At 67.4% G+C, this 17,625-nt stretch carries 14 protein-coding genes; 2 read left to right on the top strand and 12 right to left on the bottom strand.

Annotated features, from left to right (window positions below; translation table 11 throughout):
* Positions 1-37: 37 nt before the first annotated feature.
* Positions 38-625: a GNAT family N-acetyltransferase gene (locus VQ067_RS09120; RefSeq protein WP_074198311.1), complete on the bottom strand. Its 588-nt coding sequence runs from the start codon at positions 623-625 to the stop codon at positions 38-40.
* Between the two features lie 265 nt (positions 626-890).
* On the opposite strand from VQ067_RS09120, the gene VQ067_RS09115 reads away from it, so the two are divergent.
* Positions 891-4,370 carry a PAS domain-containing hybrid sensor histidine kinase/response regulator gene (locus VQ067_RS09115; protein WP_003091610.1) on the top strand — a complete coding sequence of 1,160 codons (3,480 nt, stop codon included), beginning with the start codon at positions 891-893 and terminating at the stop codon, positions 4,368-4,370.
* Positions 4,371-4,377: 7 nt separating this feature from the next.
* On the opposite strand, the gene VQ067_RS09110 is transcribed toward VQ067_RS09115, so the two are convergent.
* Both VQ067_RS09110 and VQ067_RS09105 read right to left on the bottom strand, forming a co-directional pair.
* The gene (locus VQ067_RS09110) at positions 4,378-8,724 is read right to left on the bottom strand and encodes a DEAD/DEAH box helicase (RefSeq protein ID WP_033990937.1); all 4,347 of its coding nucleotides are present in this window, start codon (positions 8,722-8,724) and stop codon (positions 4,378-4,380) included.
* A gap of 68 nt (positions 8,725-8,792) precedes the next feature.
* On the bottom strand, positions 8,793-9,176 hold the full coding sequence (locus tag VQ067_RS09105; protein WP_033990939.1) for a hypothetical protein: 384 nt from the start codon (positions 9,174-9,176) through the stop codon (positions 8,793-8,795).
* A gap of 166 nt (positions 9,177-9,342) precedes the next feature.
* Here VQ067_RS09105 and VQ067_RS09100 point away from each other — a divergent pair, with 166 nt between their 5' ends.
* Positions 9,343-9,630 carry a hypothetical protein gene (locus tag VQ067_RS09100; protein WP_003091615.1) on the top strand — a complete coding sequence of 96 codons (288 nt, stop codon included), beginning with the start codon at positions 9,343-9,345 and terminating at the stop codon, positions 9,628-9,630.
* Between the two features lie 78 nt (positions 9,631-9,708).
* Here the strand turns inward: VQ067_RS09100 and VQ067_RS09095 are convergent, their stop codons facing one another.
* From VQ067_RS09095 to VQ067_RS09055, 9 genes are all read right to left on the bottom strand, one after another.
* Positions 9,709-10,038: a YnfA family protein gene (locus VQ067_RS09095; protein ID WP_003091616.1), complete on the bottom strand. Its 330-nt coding sequence runs from the start codon at positions 10,036-10,038 to the stop codon at positions 9,709-9,711.
* Positions 10,035-10,457 (bottom strand): hypothetical protein, encoded by a 423-nt coding sequence (locus VQ067_RS09090; RefSeq protein ID WP_003091617.1) that lies wholly within the window; start codon positions 10,455-10,457, stop codon positions 10,035-10,037. Before VQ067_RS09090 ends, VQ067_RS09095 begins: the two co-directional genes overlap by 4 nt.
* A 232-nt stretch (positions 10,458-10,689) precedes the next feature.
* Positions 10,690-11,502, bottom strand: coding sequence for an SDR family oxidoreductase (locus tag VQ067_RS09085; protein WP_003091619.1), 813 nt, complete (start codon positions 11,500-11,502; stop codon positions 10,690-10,692).
* 124 nt (positions 11,503-11,626) lie between these two features.
* Positions 11,627-11,926, bottom strand: coding sequence for a hypothetical protein (locus tag VQ067_RS09080; protein WP_003091621.1), 300 nt, complete (start codon positions 11,924-11,926; stop codon positions 11,627-11,629).
* 168 nt (positions 11,927-12,094) lie between these two features.
* Positions 12,095-13,417: an outer membrane porin OprP gene (gene oprP / locus VQ067_RS09075; protein WP_003122437.1), complete on the bottom strand. Its 1,323-nt coding sequence runs from the start codon at positions 13,415-13,417 to the stop codon at positions 12,095-12,097.
* A 458-nt stretch (positions 13,418-13,875) separates the two neighbouring features.
* On the bottom strand, positions 13,876-15,192 hold the full coding sequence (oprO, locus tag VQ067_RS09070; RefSeq protein WP_003104423.1) for an outer membrane porin OprO: 1,317 nt from the start codon (positions 15,190-15,192) through the stop codon (positions 13,876-13,878).
* Between the two features lie 246 nt (positions 15,193-15,438).
* The gene (locus tag VQ067_RS09065; RefSeq protein ID WP_031635915.1) at positions 15,439-16,029 is read right to left on the bottom strand and encodes an HvfX family Cu-binding RiPP maturation protein; all 591 of its coding nucleotides are present in this window, start codon (positions 16,027-16,029) and stop codon (positions 15,439-15,441) included.
* A gap of 2 nt (positions 16,030-16,031) precedes the next feature.
* Positions 16,032-16,766, bottom strand: a complete 735-nt coding sequence (locus tag VQ067_RS09060; protein WP_003138335.1) for an HvfC family RiPP maturation protein — start codon at positions 16,764-16,766, stop codon at positions 16,032-16,034.
* Positions 16,763-17,617 (bottom strand): HvfB family MNIO-type RiPP peptide maturase, encoded by an 855-nt coding sequence (locus VQ067_RS09055; protein WP_015649212.1) that lies wholly within the window; start codon positions 17,615-17,617, stop codon positions 16,763-16,765. The genes VQ067_RS09060 and VQ067_RS09055 overlap by 4 nt, the downstream gene beginning before the upstream one ends.
* Between the last annotated feature and the right edge of the window lie 8 nt (positions 17,618-17,625).

The following is a 17,625-nucleotide window of genomic DNA, read 5'->3' as shown; positions in this document are numbered from 1 at the left end:
GGCCGCCCAGCATACCGCAGGAGCGACGGAACCGGCTTCAGCCGGTGAAGCTGGCTTCCAGCGTCGCCTTGACCTGCGGCCATTCGTGGTCGGTGATGCTGTAGACGAAGGTGTCGTCTAGCCGCCCGCCGGCCAGCCGCCGGTGGTTGCGCAGCACGCCCTCGCGCTGCGCGCCGAGCTTGTCGATGGCGCCCTGGGCGCGCAGGTTGCTCGCCGCCGTGCTGAGCTGCACGCGGACCATGCGCAGGTTGTCGAAGGCATGCTTGAGCATCAGGTACTTGATCATGCGGTTCAGGCCGCTGCCGTGCTGGGCCTGGTCGAGCCAGGTCCAGCCGATCTCGCAGGCCGGCAAGGCGGGAAGGAATTCGGCGAAGCGCGTGGTCCCGACCAGTTGCACGCCGAGGCGGACGGCGAGCGGCAACGCCCTGCCCTCGCGCTGCTCGGCGAGGCTCTGGCGGTACCAGTCCGGCCGCGTCGGTCCGTCCATGTACTGCAGCGCCTCGCGGTTGGCTTCGGCGAGGCTCACCAGCTCGGGAATGTCCGCTTCCACCAGCGGCTCGAGACGCAAGGCTCCGCGCTGCAGGGTGATCGGTAGCGGCTTGAACATGGGCGCCCTCCTCGACATCGACGCAAAACTCCGCTCCCATCAGAGCGTAGCGGCCGCGTTTAGTGCCGCAGCCGAAACCGGCTACGATGAACGGACAGCCGGCCGCCGGGGCCGTCCGCGCTCACGCAGCCCGGCACGCTACCAACTCCGCGCGTCCGGCTCAAGCATGCGTGCGACCTTGGTCGCAGGCGGCCTGACGCGCGGGCCGACAAGTGCGAAACTGGCGCGAAAGCAAGACCCCCGCCTCACGCCAGCTTCACGCGGGGACATCATCGGAGTTCGCATGTCGCTGTCCATCGGGCTGATCGCCGTGGTCGCCCTGGTCTACATGGCCATCCTGTTCGCCATCGCCTTCTATGGCGACCGTCGCCGCACCCCGCTCTCACCCCGCCTGCGCGCCTGGGTCTACAGCCTCTCCCTGGCAGTGTACTGCACCAGCTGGACCTTCTTCGGCGCGGTCGGCCAGGCCACCGACCAGCTCTGGTCGTTCCTGCCGATCTACCTCGGACCGGTGCTGCTGATGCTGTTCGCGCCCTGGGTGCTGCAGAAGATGATCATGATCAGCAAGCAGGAGAACATCACCTCCATCGCCGACTTCATCGCCGCCCGCTACGGCAAGTCGCAGGCGCTGGCGGTGGTGGTGGCGCTGATCTGCATGGTCGGCGTGCTGCCCTACATCGCCCTGCAACTGAAAGGCATCGTCCTCGGGGTGAATCTGCTGATCGGCTCCGGGGCCGACTCCACCGGTACCCGCGCCCAGGACACGGCGCTGATCGTGTCGCTGGTGCTGGCGCTGTTCACCATCGTCTTCGGTACCCGCAGCCTGGATGTCACCGAACACCACCGCGGCATGGTCCTGGCCATCGCCTTCGAGTCGCTGGTCAAGCTCACCGCCTTCCTCGCCGTGGGCATCTTCGTCACCTTCGGCCTCTACGACGGCTTCGCCGATCTCTTCTCCCAGGCCCGCGCCGCGCCGCAGTTGGCCGACTACTGGGAAGAGACCGTGCACTGGCCGGCGATGCTGCTGCAGACCGGCGTGGCGATGACCGCGATCATGTGCCTGCCGCGGCAATTCCACGTCACCGTGGTGGAGAACATCGAGCCGCGCGACCTCAACCTGGCGCGCTGGGTGTTCCCCATCTACCTGGTGCTGGCCGCGTTGTTCGTGGTGCCGATCGCCCTCGCCGGCCAGTTGCACCTGCCCGCCGGGGTAATGCCGGACTCCTTCGTCATCAGCCTGCCGCTGGCCGAGGCACACCCGGCGCTGGCCCTGCTGGCATTCATCGGCGGCGCCTCGGCCGCCACCGGAATGGTCATCGTCGCCAGCGTCGCGCTGTCGACCATGGTCTCCAACGACATGCTCCTGCCGTGGCTGCTGCGACGCCGGGAAAAGGACACCGAACGGCCCTTCGAGGCCTTCCGTCACTGGCTGCTGACCGTGCGCCGGGTGAGCATCGCGGTGATCCTGCTGCTCGCCTACGTGGCCTACCGCCTGCTCGGCTCCAGCGCCAGCCTGGCGACCATCGGCCAGATCGCCTTCGCCGCCATCGCCCAGCTCGGCCCGGCGATGATCGGCGCGCTGTACTGGAAACAGGCCAACCGCCGCGGGGTCTTCGCCGGCCTCGCCGCCGGCTCGCTGCTGTGGGCCTATACGCTGGTCCTGCCGGTGGTGGCCAAGGGCCTTGGCTGGCCGCTGGAGCGCATCCCCGGCCTGACCTGGCTGGCAAGCAATCCCTTCGGCCTGCCGATCGAGCCGCTAACCCAGGGCGTGCTGATCTCGCTGGTCGGCAACTTCGCCCTGTTCGGCCTGGTCTCGGTGCTCTCGCGCACCCGCGTGTCCGAGCACTGGCAGGCCAGCCGCTTCATCGGCCAGGAGATCTCCCAGCGGCAGAACTCGCGCTTCATGCTCGCGGTGCAGGTGGAAGACCTGCTGATGCTCGCCGCGCGTTTCGTCGGCGAGGAACGCGCGCGGCAAAGCTTCATCCGCTTCGCCTACCGCCAGGGCAAGGGCTTCACCCCGAACCAGACCGCCAACAACGAGTGGATCGCGCACACCGAGCGCCTGCTCGCCGGGGTCCTCGGCGCGTCCTCGGCGCGGGCGGTGGTGAAGGCCGCCATCGAAGGGCGCGAGATGCAGGTGGAGGACGTGGTGCGGATCGCCGACGAAGCCTCCGAGGTGCTGCAATTCAACCGCGCCCTGCTGCAGGGCGCGATCGAGAACATCACCCAGGGCATCAGCGTGGTCGACCAGTCGCTGCGCCTGGTGGCCTGGAACCACCGCTACCTGGAACTGTTCGAGTACCCGGACGGGCTGATCTACGTCGGCCGACCGATCGCTGACATCATCCGCTACAACGCCGATCGCGGCCTGTGCGGGCCCGGCGATCCAGACATGCACGTGGCCAAGCGCCTGTACTGGATGCGCCAGGGCACTCCGCACACCTCCGAGCGGCTGTTCCCCAACGGCCGGGTCATCGAGCTGATCGGCAACCCGATGCCCGGCGGCGGCTTCGTCATGAGCTTCACCGATATCACCGCCTACCGCGAGGCCGAACAGGGCCTCAAGGGCGCCAACGAGTCGCTGGAACAGCGGGTCCAGGAGCGTACCCAGGAACTCTCGCAGTTGAACCAGGAACTCAGCGAGGCGAAGAGCAACGCCGAGGCCGCCAACCAGTCGAAGACCCGCTTCCTCGCCGCCGTCAGCCACGACCTGATGCAGCCGCTGAACGCCGCGCGGCTGTTCTCCGCCGCCCTCGCCCACCAGGACGCGCTGCCCGGAGAGGTCCGCGACCTGGTGCAGCACCTCGACTCGTCGCTGCGTTCCGCCGAGGACCTGATCACCGACCTGCTGGACATCTCGCGCCTGGAAAGCGGCCGGGTCAGCGCCGAACGCAACCCGTTCCCGCTGAACAACCTCTACGATGCCCTCGGCGTCGAGTTCAAGGCGCTGGCCCAGGAACAGGGCCTGCATTTCCGCCTGCGCGGCAGCCAACTGCGGGTGGACAGCGACATCAAGCTGCTGCGGCGCATCCTGCAGAACTTCCTGACCAACGCCTTCCGCTACGCCAAGGGCCATGTGCTGCTCGGCGTGCGCCGCGAGGACGGCTGCCTGCGCCTGGAAGTCTGGGATCAGGGGCCGGGCATCCCACCGGACAAGCAGAAAGTCATCTTCGAAGAGTTCAAGCGCCTGGACAGCCACCAGACCCGCGCGGAGAAAGGCCTCGGTCTCGGCCTGGCGATCGCCGACCGGCTCTGCAAGGTCCTCGGCCATCCGCTGGAGGTACGTTCCTGGCCGGGCAAGGGCAGCGTCTTCAGCGTCCGCGTACCGCTGGCGCGACAGGCGCCGCCGGCCCTGGCCAACGGCCACAAGGCCGAACCGGCGCAGGCGCTGAACGGCGCCCAGGTGCTCTGCGTGGACAACGAGGACAGCATCCTCGCCGGCATGAACAGCCTGCTCAGCCGCTGGGGCTGCCAGGTCTGGACCGCGCGCAGCCGCGAGGAATGCGCCACGCTGCTGGACAGCGAGATGCGCCCGCAACTGGCGTTGATCGACTATCACCTGGACGACGGCGAGACCGGTACGCAATTGATGGCCTGGCTGCGCACGCGCCTGGGCGAGCCGGTGCCGGGCGTGGTGATCAGCGCCGACGCGCGGCCGGAACTGGTGGCGGAGATCCACGCCGCCGGCCTCGACTACCTGTCCAAGCCGGTCAAGCCGGCCGCGTTGCGGGCCCTGCTCAGCCGCCATCTGAGCCTGCGCTGAGCGGGCCTCAGTGACGGCGGATCAGCAGCGCACGGATCTGCTGCGCGGTCTCGCCGTCGACTTCCGCGAGCATCCGCACCTTGCCGGCTACCAGCGCCGCCAGCGGCGCTCCGTCTCGATAGAGCAGGCGGTTGCCGGTCACCGCCGGCACCCGTTCGCCGGGTAGCAGGCCGCCGACCAGGTTCAACGGATCGACTGCCGACACCACCAGCATCGCCCCATCCGGCGGCCGCTTGCGCACCTCGCGCAACAGGCCGACCGCTTCCGCCAAGGCGAACTGCTCGCCGGCCAGGCCGGCGATGAAGCGCCCGCCGCGAATCTCGCCGCGCGCTTCCAGGCGATGGTAGACGCGCAGCAGCTCGCGCCACGGCGGCAGCCAGTCGGCCTCGCGCTCCAGCAGGCGCCAGGCGACCACCCCATAGCGCCGCAGCAAGGTCCGGGCGACATGTTCGAGGACCTCCGCCGGCAAACGCTGCCCCGCCTCTTCCGCCTTCGCCCGGCGCAGCGGCGCCCAGCGCCCGGCGTCCTGCATGCCGCCCGGCAGGCCGCGCGAGCGGCGCTCCTGGCGGCTGCGCTTGTCCGCCGGCATCAGCAGGGTGCGCAGCCCGGCGAAGCTGTCGGCGTTGACCCGGCCGACCGAGACCAGCTCGCCGAGGGCGTTCTCCAGCTCGCTGCGCAGCAGGTGGGCGTCCTGGCTCAGTTCGTCGAAGAACGATGCACCCTGCTCGCGCAGCACCTCCAGTACCCTGGCCGCGCGCGGCGACAGTTCCGGCTCCGGCGCGTCGCGCTGCAGGACGCTCCAGAGCCCCAGCTCGCGGCGCGGCAGGAGCACGATCGGCGCGCTGCGCAGCGGACCGCCGGCGGCCTTGCTGCGTCCGGCCAGGCGCGCCCAGACGATGCGTCCGGAACGGCACAGCTGGTCCAGCCAATGGCTGGCGTAGTCGGCCACCCGCGCTGCCAGCAGTTCGCTTTCCCAGGCGGCCGCCGCGGCCTGGAAGCCTTCCAGTTGCTCGACCACCGTAGCCAGGGACTCCGCTCCCCGGCCACGGGTGCCCGGCGCCAGGCGCTGCCAGTCGAACAGGAAACGCATGAAATCGGCGCGCTGCACCGGCTCGATTTCCCGGCGCAGGCGCTTCACCGTATAGCGATGGATGCGCGCCAGCAGATGGCGTTCGCACCACTCCTCTTCCGTCGCGCCAGGACGGAAGCGGCCACGCAGCACATAGCCTTCGCGCTCCAGGGCGGCCAACGCGTACTGCTGGTCGGCCAGACCGATGCCCAGGTCGGTCGCCAACTGCCCGGCCGTGCGCGGCCCGAAGCCACCCAGGCGGGCGCGGGTCAGCTCCACGGTCGCCGCTTCCGCCGAGTCCGGCGGCGGATAGCCGCGAGGCGCCTGGAAAGCGTCGGGCACCTTCGCCGCGGGATGCACCAGGCGCATCGCCGGCAGGCGCTCTGCCGCCAGCCAGAGAATGCTGCCTGCGCAGTCCAGGCGTCCGGCGCGGCGTTGCTCCGACAGTTGCGCAAGCCATTCCCCCCAGCCCGGATTGGCCTCGGCCTCGCCCGAGGTGAGGAAGCCCAGGCTGTTCAGCGCCTCATGCATCTCGTCGGCGTTGCGCGCTTCCGGCCAGGCCTCGCCACGCACCGCCTCGATCGCCTCAAGGTCCAGGGCGCCGAGGTCGTCGGCGGACTCGGGATCGCTCCAGCGGCGATTCTGTACCGCCTGGGTACGCCGCTCCTCCAGCGGCGCATCGTCGAGATAGGCGTAGGGACGCGCGGTGAGTATCTCCGCCGCCAACGCCGAAGGCGCCGGCAGGTCGCGCGCCAGCAAGTCCACCGCGCCGCTCTCCATGTCGCGCAGCAGGGCCAGCCAGCCCTCGCAATCCATCGCCTCGTGCAGGCAGTCGTCAAGGGTCTGCGCCACCAGCGGGTGATTGGGCACCTCGCGCTCGCCGACGATATTCTCCAGGCACGCCACCTGGTCGGGGAACACGCTGGCCAGCAGATCCTCGCTCTTCATCCGCAGCAGTTGCGGCGGCACCTTGCGACCGCCGGCATAGCGCGGCAAACCGAGCGAGGTGGTCAGGTTCCAGCGCCAGCGCACGCCGAACAGCGGCGCGTCGAGCACGGCCTGTACCAACAGGTGCTCGGCGCTCACCGAATGCAGGTAGCGCCAGACCTCGTCGAGGGGAAAGCTGTGGCTGGTGGACAGCGAGAGGATGATCGCGTCCTCGGTGGCCGCCGCCTGCAGCTCGAAGTTGAAGCTGCGGCAGAAACGCTTGCGCAGCGCCAGGCCCCAGGCGCGGTTGAGGCGGCTGCCGTGGGGACTGTGGATGATCAGTTGCATGCCGCCGGATTCGTCGAAGAAGCGTTCCATCACCAGCCGCCGGCTCCCGGGCAGGCCACCCAGGGCCTGGCGGGCGCGGGCCAGGTACTCGACGATCTGCCGCGCGGCGCCATCGTCCAGCCCGAGGGTGGCGCCGAGCCAGGCGATGGCTGGCTCCAGCCGCTGCCCTTCCGGCAATGCCTGGCCTTCGCAGAGCAGCTCATCGAGGGTGTCGCGCAGGCGCGCCACGCTGGCCGACAGCTCGTCGCTGCGCCCCGGCGCCTCACCCAGCCAGAACGGAATGTTCGGCGGCTGGCCCTGGGCGTCCTCGACCCGCACCCGTCCCGGCTCGATGCGGATGATCCGGTACGAGGTGTTGCCCAGCTGGAACACGTCGCCGGCCAGGCTCTCCACCGCGAAATCTTCGTTGACCGTCCCCACCAGCAGGCCCTGCGGCTCCAGCAGCACGCTGTAGTCGCCGGTATCGGGAATGGTCCCGCCCGAGGTCAGCGCGGTCAGCCGCGCGCCACGGCGGCCACGGAGCAGGCCGTTGAGCGCATCGCGATGGAGATAGGCGCCGCGCACGCCGAGGCGTGAGTGGTAGCCCTCGGCAAGCATCCGCAGGACTTCGTCGAAGCGCTCGCGCTCCAGCCCGGCGTAGGGTTCGGCGCGGATCACCAGGCGATAGAGGTCGTCCTCGCGCCACTCCTGGCAGGCCACTTCGGCGACGATCTGCTGCGCCAGCACGTCCAGCGGCTGGCGTGGCAGCACCAGGCTGTCCAGCTCGCCACGGCGCACGCTGTCGAGCAGCGCCGCGCATTCCACCAGGTCGTCGCGGGAGGTCGGAAACAACCGGCCCTTGGGGGTGCCGCCGACACTGTGCCCGGAACGCCCGACCCGTTGCAGGAAGGCGGCGATGGAGCGCGGCGACGACAACTGGCAGACCAGCTCGACGTCGCCGATATCGATGCCCAGCTCCAGCGAGGCGGTCGCCACCAGTACCTTCAATTGCCCGGCCTTGAGGCGCTGCTCGGCATCCAGGCGCAGCTCCTTGGCCAGGCTGCCGTGGTGGGCCGCCACCTGGCGGCTGCCGAGGCGTTCGGCGAGGAAGCGGGTGACCCGCTCGGCCATGCGCCGGGTGTTGACGAACACCAGGGTGGTGCGGTGCTCGCCGGCCAGGTGCGCCAGGCGGTCGTAGACCAGCTCCCAGGTGTCGTTGGACATCACCGCTTCCAGCGCCACCGGCGGTACCTCGATGCCCAGGTCGCGGGGGCGCGTATAGCCGATGTCGACGATCCGGCAGGCCGGATCGCGCGGATTGCCGCTGGCGCCGACGAGGAAGCGCGCGACCTTCTCGATCGGCTTCTGCGTGGCGGACAGCCCGATCCGCAGCAGCGGTCGCGGACACAGCGCCTGCAGGCGCTCCAGCGACAGCGCCAGGTGGCTGCCGCGCTTGCTGCCGGCCAGGGCATGGATCTCGTCGACGATCACGCTGCGCACCCCGGCGAGCATCTGCCGGCCCGACTCCGAGCCGAGCAGGATGTACAGCGATTCGGGCGTGGTGACCAGGATGTGCGGCGGGCGCTTGCGCATCGCTCCGCGTTCGACCTGCGGCGTATCGCCGGTGCGCACCGCGCTACGGATATCGACGTCGGGCAGGCCGAGACGCGCCAGTTCCTCGCGGATGCCAGCCAGCGGTTGCTCCAGGTTGATGCGGATGTCGTTGGACAGCGCTTTCAGCGGCGAGACATAGACCACCTGGGTGGCATCCGCCAACTCGCCGCCGGCGGCCATCCCCTCCACCACCAGGGCATCGATGGCGGCGAGGAAGGCGGTCAGGGTCTTGCCCGAACCGGTGGGCGCGGCGACCAGGGTCGAAAGCCCCTCGCGGATCGCCGGCCAGGCCTCGACCTGGGCCGGCGTGGGCGCGGCGAAGTGGCGTTCGAACCACTGGCGGACGGCGGGATGGAACTCCGCCAGGGGCCGCGGAGCCGGCTCGGCGCGGCGGGCGGAAGAGGATGAAATAGGCATCATGCTCCGCACTATGGTGGCGCCGCGGGCGACTCACAAGCCCCGCCGATCGCCCGTCGGGCGCAGTTTCAGAGCCCGGCGACGAAACGGTCGAAGCGCTCGGCGTGCAGCGCTTTGCTGCCGTTCTCCTCGAGCAGCCGGCGAGCCTCGGCGGCCTTCGGCGTCTCGCCGCCGATCAGGCCGAGCAGGCGCTCGCCGCGCGGCGTGAGGACGAAGTTCTCGCCATTGCCGCCCTGCTCTTCCGGACGCGGCTCGATGAAGCCGCCCTCCAGCAGGATCGCCTCGTAGTCGGCGGCCTTCTGCTTCAACGCATCCATGTCGCCGACCCGCTGCCCGGCCTGGGAGCGTTCCTCGGCCAGGCGTTCGGCATGGGCGCGCGGGGCGAAGTTCTCATGGGCGGACTGCCGGACCTCCAGCAGCAACCGTTCGACCAGATCCCAATCGTGAGTCATGGCATACCTCCTGCGGCATAAGCGACGAGGGTCCTTCGCACCCTCTCTATGCGTGCGACCCGCAACCCGCCGCGAGGGTTCGAATCGGTCGCCGTCCGGCGTTGCGGCTGAACTTTGTCGGCTCGACCGGGCTCCACCGCTCAGGACCACCCCACAGGAGTACGCCATGAAACCGCTTTTCGCCCTCGCCAGCGCCTGCGCCCTGCTGGTCGCCACGCCGGTCTTCGCCTGTTCCGAAGCGGAGGCGGAAAAGATGGGCAAGGAAGTCGCCACCAAGGTCGCCTCGATCACCCAGAAGAACCCGCAACGGGCCAGGGAACTCAACGAGCAGTTGCGCCAGCGCCAGGAAGCCCGCTCGGAACAGAACCGGCCGAGCGATTGCGATGCCTACGCGCAGATGCTCAAGGAACTGGATCAGGAAAAAGGTGACGTACAGCGCAACACTTCGCAGTGATCCGCCGGTTCGGGGTGCGGCGGCCCGGGACGGCGGGGTCCGACGCCCGTGACGGGCGCGCCGCCCACCCCGCCTGAGTCACTGCGACAGGCGCGGGCCGAACAGCACGACGCTGGCACCGACCACGCACAAGGCCACGCCCAGCCAGTCGCTCCATAGCGGCCGCGAGCGCTCGACGAAAGCCAGCCAGAACAGCGACGCGGCGACGTAGATGCCGCCATAGGCGGCATAGGCGCGGCCGGCGTAGCTGGCCTCCACGCGGGTCAGCAGCAAGGCGAACAGGGTCAGGCTGAGCAGGCCGGGCAGCACCCACAGGGCGCTCTTGCCCAGCCGCAGCCAGAGATAGAAGGCGTAGCAGCCGGCGATCTCGCAGAACGCCGCGAGGACGAACCAGAGGTAGTTGATCACCGCCGCCCGCCCTCCCGCTCCCAGGCGCAGCGGACCTGCAGGTCGCTCTCCTGGGGGGTATGGAAGCCACGCTCGGACTCCCAGCGAAAGGTATGGCTGCCGTTCACTTCGGTCTCCAGGTGGACCACCGCGCTGGCCCAGTAGAGGCGCCTGAGCAACGCCTCGAACTGCTCGACCCACAGGCTCCACTCGTATTCGATGGCCTGGTAGCTGGCACCGAAGTGGATGATCTGGGTCTGGTAGAGCCCGGCCCCGGACTGCTCGCAGCGGCTGAACATCTCGCGGCCGAGGAACGGCCAGGCCTCGCCGCCCGGCAGGCTGTCCAGCACGCGGCGGTTGGCGGCACGGCGCATGCGCCGTTCCATCGAATCGCCCGGCCAGTCGCGGATGCAGCCATAGACGATGGATTCAGACTCCACAGGGGTACTCCAGAACAGAACGGACTCGCAGAGGCAGCCTTCTAGCACAGGGCGCGAGGCCGGAAAAGCAAAAAGCCTCGCAAATGAGCGAGGCTTCTTGTGGGGTCCAACGTACTTCGGCAGGCAGGCCGGTGACTCAAGCTACTCGATCGCACCGCCTTGGGCAAGCACTATCTGCGCCGCACCGCAATGGTGCAAAGCCGCGCCCCTGCTGGCCTGCAGCCATTTCCCCTCAGGCCTGGCGCTGACGCTTGGCCTGCATCTTGCCGGCCATCGCGGTCATCTCGTCATAGATCGCCTGGGGGTTCTGCTGCTTGATCCTCCAGGCCATCCGCGCCTGCTCGTGGGGCAGGATCAGGAAGCTGCCCTTGGCCACTTCGGCGTGGATGTAGTCGGCGATGTCGGCGGCGCTGATCGGCGAACTCTCCAGCAGCTTGCCGACCTGGTGCTTCATCTCGGGGCTCGGGCCGCGGAAAGAGTCCAGCAGGTTGGTCTGGAAGAACGAAGGGCAGACCACATGGACGCCGACCTCGACCAGCGCCAGCTCTACCAGCAGGCTTTCCGAAAGCGCCACCACCCCGGCCTTGGCCACGTTGTAGTTGCTCATCGCCGGGCCCTGCATCAACGCCGCCATCGAGGCGATGTTGACGATCTTGCCCTTGCTTCGCTCCAGCAGCGGCAGGAAGGCCTTGCAGCCCTTGACCACGCCCATCAGGTTGATCGCGATCTGCCAGTCCCAGTCCTCCAGGGACAGCTCGCCGAAGAAACCGCCGGAGGCGACCCCGGCGTTGTTGACGATGACGTCGATGCCGCCGAACTTCTCCTCGCAGCTCTGCGCCAGCGCGGTCAGTTGACTGTAGTCGCGTACGTCGCAACGCTGGGTGAAGCCATCGCCACCCGCCTCGCGCACCAGTTTCAGGCTTTCCGCCAGGCCGGCTTCGTTGACGTCGGCCAGCGCCAGGCGCCAGCCGTCACGCGCCCAGCGCAGGGCGATTTCGCGCCCCAGCCCGGAGCCGGCACCGGTGATCATCATGCGGTTTTGCATAGGGGTCCTGCCTTCCTGTTCGTGTGATGAAGGCCAGTGTAACCAAGGGTTTCAGCGGCCTCCGGCTAAATCAGGAAGCTGAATGCCTCGGGCAAACCCGGACATGCCGGGCCGCGCGAGGGGCTCAGGCGAGCAGCAGGACGCAGAGCTTGCCCAGGACCAGGGCGATGCCGCAGGAGACCAGCAGGTAGGAGGCGCCATCGAGACGCCGGCGGTACAACTGGGCGAAGGAACCCACGTGATGCTGCAGGACGAACATTCCCAGTGCCACCAGGATCGCCGGGATCAGGAAGACGAATTGCCAGAAGTGTTCGACCGCCAGCGTCGCTTCGCCGTCGTCCGCGAGCAGCAGGGCGCCCCCCAGCAACTGGCCCAGCAACAGCAGCCCCCCGACGCCAATACAGGCACGTCCCCAGCCGATCATCAGTCCCTCCCAGAGCGTTTCCGAGGGACCAGCATAGCCAGATGCCGCCATGCGATCTGTGCCCTGGGTCAAGCTGGGCGGCCCGCCCGGACATCCACCAGGCAATTTCATGACGCGGGTAACATCCTGCGGAAACGGGCCCCACCCGCCGGACGGGGCCCGACCGCCTCAGAACACGTACTGCAGGCGCATCACCAGGCCATCGCCGCTATCGTCGCCGTTGGCATTGCTGATCTTGTCGGTCTTCGCCTTGACGTAGTTGGCGGAAACCTTCACCGCCTCGTTGGCGTACCAGTTGACGCCCAGGGTATGGGTCTTGCCCTTGGCGTCGCCGACCTCGCGGGTGGCGCTGTCGACGACGATGTTGTCATCCTCGACCTTGATCGAGTCGTAGCGGTAGAACAGCTCCCAGGCGCCGATTTCCTTGTTCTCCGGCTTGATGGTGTCGAACTTGGCGCCGTCCAGCTTGTAGAGGCGCGGCTCGCCGGTGAGGGTGTAGGCCAGTTGCGCGTAATAGCCGGAGGCCTTGAGATCCTCGCGGTCGCGCTCGGCCTTGACCGTGCGCCGCAGGTACTCGGCCTGGGCCGAGAAGGCACCCAGCGCCCAGGCGCCTTCCAGGCCCCAGACCGAGTCGTCCTTCCACAGCCCCTCGACTGCCGAACTGCCGCCGAACAGGCCACGGTTGCCATTGCTGCCGGCATCGTTGCCGCCATTGGTGGAGACGCCGCGCATGCCCATGCGCGGGCGGATCCGGGTATCCACCGCGCTGTCCTCCAGGTCGCGATAGGCGTATTGCAGGCCCAGGTGCACCACGTTGCCCGGCTCGTGCAGCGGCGCGAACACGCCGCGCAGGTTGTAGCGCTTGACGCTGTCGCCGTCGGTATCGTTGTTGTTCTCGCTGAACACGCTGCCCGAGAGGAAAGCCATGCCGCCCACCACCGAGCTGGCCTGGATACCGGTACCGACGTTGTCGTTGACCCAGTCGGCGATGTCGTAGGTGAGGTTGCGCTCCAGCGCGGTGACCCATTTGGAGCTGGTGGCCTTTTCCAGGCCGAAGTCGGTGTAGAAGCGGCCGAACTTCAGGTTGACCGGATTGAAGCCGGTATAGGTGACCGAGGCTTCGTCGAAGTAGCCGGCGCTGTCGTTGCCGACGTTGCGCGACAGGTCGTAGTTGATCTGGTACTTCCAGTCACGGTAGACGGTGCCGCCGAATTCCAGGTAGGCGCGGCGGAAGTAGGCGGCATCGGCGGTATTGCCGTTGTTCGTGTAGTAGCCGTCGAAGCGGCCGTAGTCGGCCTGCAGGCGGCCGCCGAGCTTGAAGCTGAATTCCTTGTCGGTGGTGGCGACTTCGAGGCCGCCCTTGGTCTTGATCACGATGTCGGCACCGTCGGTGGTCACGGTCCCGGCCAGGCTCTGCGCGGAAATCGCCAGGCCCAGCAAACTCCAGGCAACACTGCTCCCCACCCCTTTGCACGAGTGTCTGCGAATCATCAGGTAAGTCCCCTGTTCGGATTTCGAATGGTCTTGAGCAGCGCGGAAACGGCCGGTTCTGTCGCCGGCCGGCGCTGCTGGAGGGGGATCATCTGGATGGGTTGTGACAGCGAGACTGCAAAGCGCGAAAGCTTTTGTGACAGGCAGCCGGATAGCGCCTGGATGAGGCCGTCGGATAAGGGCGCAGGCCTAGAGGCATCAGGTCCGGGCGACAGATGTAACAGCTTGTTTCATATATTGCGGCAACCTTGCGAAGATTGCATGACTGCAATGAAACTCAAGAGTTTCTGCCGATAACCGTCTGGCTTTCGGATATTCCTGCCAGTACCTGCGGGTGGACCTGTAACGAAAGAAAGACCCGGTTGCAGGCTGCCAACATCGCCACAACCGGGTAAGGAAGCGATTAAAAAGACCTCGCCGGAGCGAGGCCGAAAACAGGAGCAGATCGTTGTCGCTTCTTAGAACACGTACTGCAAACGGGTCACGAAGCCGTCGCCGTCATCGTCGCCATTGTTGTTGGTGATCTTGTCGGTCTTCGCCTTGACGTAGGCCGCGCTGATCTTCACCGCATCGTTGACGTACCAGTTCACACCCAGGTTGTGGGCCTTGGCCTTGGTGTCGCCGACTTCGCGAGTGGCGGTATCGGCGACGACGTTGTCGTCTTCCACCTTGATGTTGTCGTAGCGGTAGAACACTTCCCAGGCGCCGATTTCCTTGTTTTCCGGCTTGACGGAGTCGAACTTGGCGCCCTCCAGCTTGTACTGGCGGGACTCGCCGGTCAGGGTGTAGGCCAGTTGCGCGTAGTAACCCTTGGCCTTGATGTCCTTGTAGGCGTTGTCATCGGCCTTCAGCTTGCGTGCCAGGTATTCGGCCTGGGCCGAGAACGGGCCCATCGCCCAGGCGCCTTCCAGGCCCCAGACGCTGTCGTCCTTGTAGGAACCGGCCGGCGAGTTGGAGACGCCGCCGAAGGTCGCGCGGTTGCCGTTGTCACCGGCGTCGTTGCCGCCGCTGGTGGCGATGCCGCGCATGCCCAGGCGCGGACGGATGCGCGAGTCGAAGGCGGTGTCGTCGAGGTCGCGGTAGGCATAGTTCACGCCGACATGCAGAACATTGCCGGCTTCGTGCATCGGCGCGAACACGCCGCGGAAGTTGAACTGCTTGACGCTGTCGCCGTCGCTGTCGTCGGCGTCCTTGGCGGATACGCCGGCGGACAGGTAGGCCATGTCGGCGAGGGTCGAGTTGACCTGGGCGCCCATGCCGTCCTGGTGGGTGTTGATCCAGTCGGCCAGTTCGTAGGCGGCGTTACGCTCGGGAGCGGTCACCCACTTGGAGCTGGTGGCCTTTTCCAGGCCGAAGTCGGGGTCGAAGCGACCGAACTTCAGGTTGACCGGATTGAAGCCGGTGTAAGTGACCGAAGCTTCGTCGAAATAGCCGTTGTCGGAGCTGCCGGTGTTGTGCGACAGGTCGAAGTTGATCTGGTATTTCCAGTCCTTGTACGCGGTGCCGCCGAGTTCGATGAAGGCGCGGCGGAAGTAGGCGGCGTCGGCGGTGTTGCCATTCTTGGTATAGAAACCGTCGAAACGGCTGTAGTCGGCCTGCAGGCGACCGCCCAGCTTGAAGCTGAATTCCTTGTCGGTGGTGGCGACTTCGAGGCCGCCCTTGGTCTTGATCACGATATCGGCGCCGTCGGTGGTCACGGTGCCGGCGAACGCCTGGGCAGATACGGCCAGAGCCAGAGCGCTGGCAACGAAGCCGAGCGAGTGCTTACGGATCATCGAAGATTTCCCCTTAATGGTGTGTGCATTGGCAACACGCGAGTGCCTGGCTACAGCGCGCCCCTTGTTCCGCGCTGGCCGTAAGGCGGCCCCTTTGTGTTGGGGGGAATCTTGGCGATGGCAGATTGCAGCCAAATTGCATGGAGATAAATGTTTCATTACAGAGGAACTTTTTATCTCCAATGCGAATAACGCGAAAAGCCCTCTACTACGGGCCTTTCGGGTTATTCGATATGGGTAGAAATCTCAGCGCAATTTTCGCGCAATCCAGAAGTCAGCAGAAAGCCACTTGCCAGCGCCGCCGAAGAACAGCGCGAGCAACATCACCAGGTAGGTCGCGGCGAACTCGATGCCGTTGTTGACGATGGCGAAGCTTCCGCTCGACGTCAGCCAGTCGTAGTTGCCGTATTCGCGCAGGATTTCCCGGGCCCGCACCAGCTTCTCGCCGGCCTCCAGCACCTGGGCGTTGGCGAACGGCGCGGACGGATCGGCGATCGCCTGCCAGCCGTTCGGCCAGTGCACGGCGAAGATCGCTACCAGCATGGTCACCATCAGCGGCAGGCTGATCCAGCGCACGGCCAGGCCGCACAACAGCAGCACGGCGCCACCGGCCTCGCTCAGCGCGGCGAGCCAGGCCAGCAGTTCGGGAAACGGCAGACCGAGTCCCCAGTCGGGATTGCCGAACCACTCGATGGTGGCCGGCATGTCCGCCAGCTTCTGGCTGCCGGCCATCCAGAACACCGGCGCCAGGTACAGGCGCAGCGCCAGCGGGGCGAGGAAATCCGCTCGACGGGTGACGTCGAGGGCATGCTGTAAACGCAAGAAGACAGTCTTCATCGTCACTCCAGAGCGCCCTCGCCCATGAGGATGCCCTGGGCGTGCCAGTCCTCCAGCAAGGCGAAGGCATTTTCGAAATACTCCGCGTCGGCGCTCAGGCCGCAGCTTCCGGCCAACTCGCGCAACAACGGCAGCAGCGTCACCGACGCCTCCCCCTCCTCGCTCAGGCGCTGCGCGAGGCGATAGGCGAATGGCGACAGGTGCAGGAAGCGCACCCGCTCCGCCGGATCGCGCCAGACCAGCAGGCAGGTCGGCTCGGCCGGCGGCTCCACCGGCCGATGGCTCGGCCCCAGGCGATGGACCGGCCAGCGATAGGCCAGCGGCCAGGCCAGTGGCGACCACGACCAGGCCTGCGGCAGCGTCTCGACAGGCGCCTCGGCCAGCGACAGGGCCAGCTCGACCCACTCGTAGTGAGCCAGCTCCAGCAGAAAGGGCGGATCGCCCTCCTCCGCGCGGTAGCCGTCCTGCAGCCAGCCGATGAACTCCTCGCCCAATTGGCTGAAGTACGGTGTGCGGCAGCGATGCTCGCGCATGAAGGCACGCACCAGGCGATGCCAGCGCGGCTCGTCGAACAACCGGCGCAGGACCGGGAAACCGCTGCTGATGAAACCGTCCAGGTTGTTGAAGAACAGTTCCTCGTAGATCGCCATGCGCTCCGTCGCGATGCCGGGCGGCAAGGCCTGCTGCGGATCGCGGATACGTGCGGCGAAACGCCGTTGCAAGGTCGTGTGGTTCATGTGCCGTACCCCAGGCTGCGCAGTTGCGCTTCACCGCTGCGCCGCTGCAGCTCGCGGATGCGATCGGTTTCGGCATACAGCTCGCTCAGTGGCGGGAGGTTGAAATCGCGCTCCAGCAGCGTCGGGCGTTCGCCATGGCAGGCATAGGCATGTGCCAGCAGTTCCCAGACCGGATCGCAGACCGGCGCGCCATGGGTATCGATCTTCAGGCTGGCGCCCTGTTCGTCGTGCCCGGCCATGTGCAGGTAGGCGATCCTCCGGCTGGGCATCGCGGCGATGTAGGCGTGGGCGTCGAAACCGAAGTTGCAGGCGTTGACGTAGACGTTGTTGACGTCCAGCAGCAATTGGCAATCGGCTTCCTCCAGTACCGCGCGGACGAAATCGACCTCTTCCAGCTCGCCCGGCAAGCGCGCATACGCCGAGACGTTCTCGACGATCAACGGCCGCTCGAGGACGTCCTGTACCACCCGGACCCGTTCGGCGACCCGGCGCACCGACTCGTCGCTGAACGGCAGCGGCATCAGGTCGTAGAGCTGGCCGTCGTCGGCGCAGGCCGACAGGTGCTCGCTGTAGGCACGGATGCCATGCTGCTCGATGAACCCCTTGATCGCGCGCAGCAACGACATGTCCAGCGGGGCGTAGCCGCCGAGGTTGAGAGACAGACCATGGCAGAGGAACGGCAGGCGCTCGGTCAGCTCGCGGAACTGGCGGCCGAGACGGCCGCCGATGCCGATCCAGTTCTCCGGGGCGACTTCGAGGAAGTCGACCCGGCCCTCGTCGCCGGCGCCGAGCGGCTCCAGCAGCGCGCGACGCAGGCCTAGCCCGGCGCCGCTGACGAATTCCCGTTGCATGGTCCGTC

Source organism: Pseudomonas sp. KBN12P06040 (genome assembly GCF_037574965.1).
GTDB lineage: Bacteria > Pseudomonadota > Gammaproteobacteria > Pseudomonadales > Pseudomonadaceae > Pseudomonas > Pseudomonas aeruginosa.
Note: the sequence above shows the minus strand (reverse complement) of the source record. Positions and strands in the feature narration are given on the sequence as shown.

Coding starts and splice junctions, on each gene's coding strand:
- VQ067_RS09120 (WP_074198311.1), bottom strand. CDS start 625: ATGTCGAGGAGGGCGCCCATGTTCAAGCCGCTACCGATCACCCTGCAG.
- VQ067_RS09115 (WP_003091610.1), top strand. CDS start 891: ATGTCGCTGTCCATCGGGCTGATCGCCGTGGTCGCCCTGGTCTACATG.
- VQ067_RS09110 (WP_033990937.1), bottom strand. CDS start 8,724: ATGCCTATTTCATCCTCTTCCGCCCGCCGCGCCGAGCCGGCTCCGCGG.
- VQ067_RS09105 (WP_033990939.1), bottom strand. CDS start 9,176: ATGACTCACGATTGGGATCTGGTCGAACGGTTGCTGCTGGAGGTCCGG.
- VQ067_RS09100 (WP_003091615.1), top strand. CDS start 9,343: ATGAAACCGCTTTTCGCCCTCGCCAGCGCCTGCGCCCTGCTGGTCGCC.
- VQ067_RS09085 (WP_003091619.1), bottom strand. CDS start 11,502: ATGCAAAACCGCATGATGATCACCGGTGCCGGCTCCGGGCTGGGGCGC.
- VQ067_RS09080 (WP_003091621.1), bottom strand. CDS start 11,926: ATGATCGGCTGGGGACGTGCCTGTATTGGCGTCGGGGGGCTGCTGTTG.
- oprP (WP_003122437.1), bottom strand. CDS start 13,417: ATGATTCGCAGACACTCGTGCAAAGGGGTGGGGAGCAGTGTTGCCTGG.
- oprO (WP_003104423.1), bottom strand. CDS start 15,192: ATGATCCGTAAGCACTCGCTCGGCTTCGTTGCCAGCGCTCTGGCTCTG.
- VQ067_RS09065 (WP_031635915.1), bottom strand. CDS start 16,029: ATGAAGACTGTCTTCTTGCGTTTACAGCATGCCCTCGACGTCACCCGT.
- VQ067_RS09060 (WP_003138335.1), bottom strand. CDS start 16,766: ATGAACCACACGACCTTGCAACGGCGTTTCGCCGCACGTATCCGCGAT.
- VQ067_RS09055 (WP_015649212.1), bottom strand. CDS start 17,617: ATGCAACGGGAATTCGTCAGCGGCGCCGGGCTAGGCCTGCGTCGCGCG.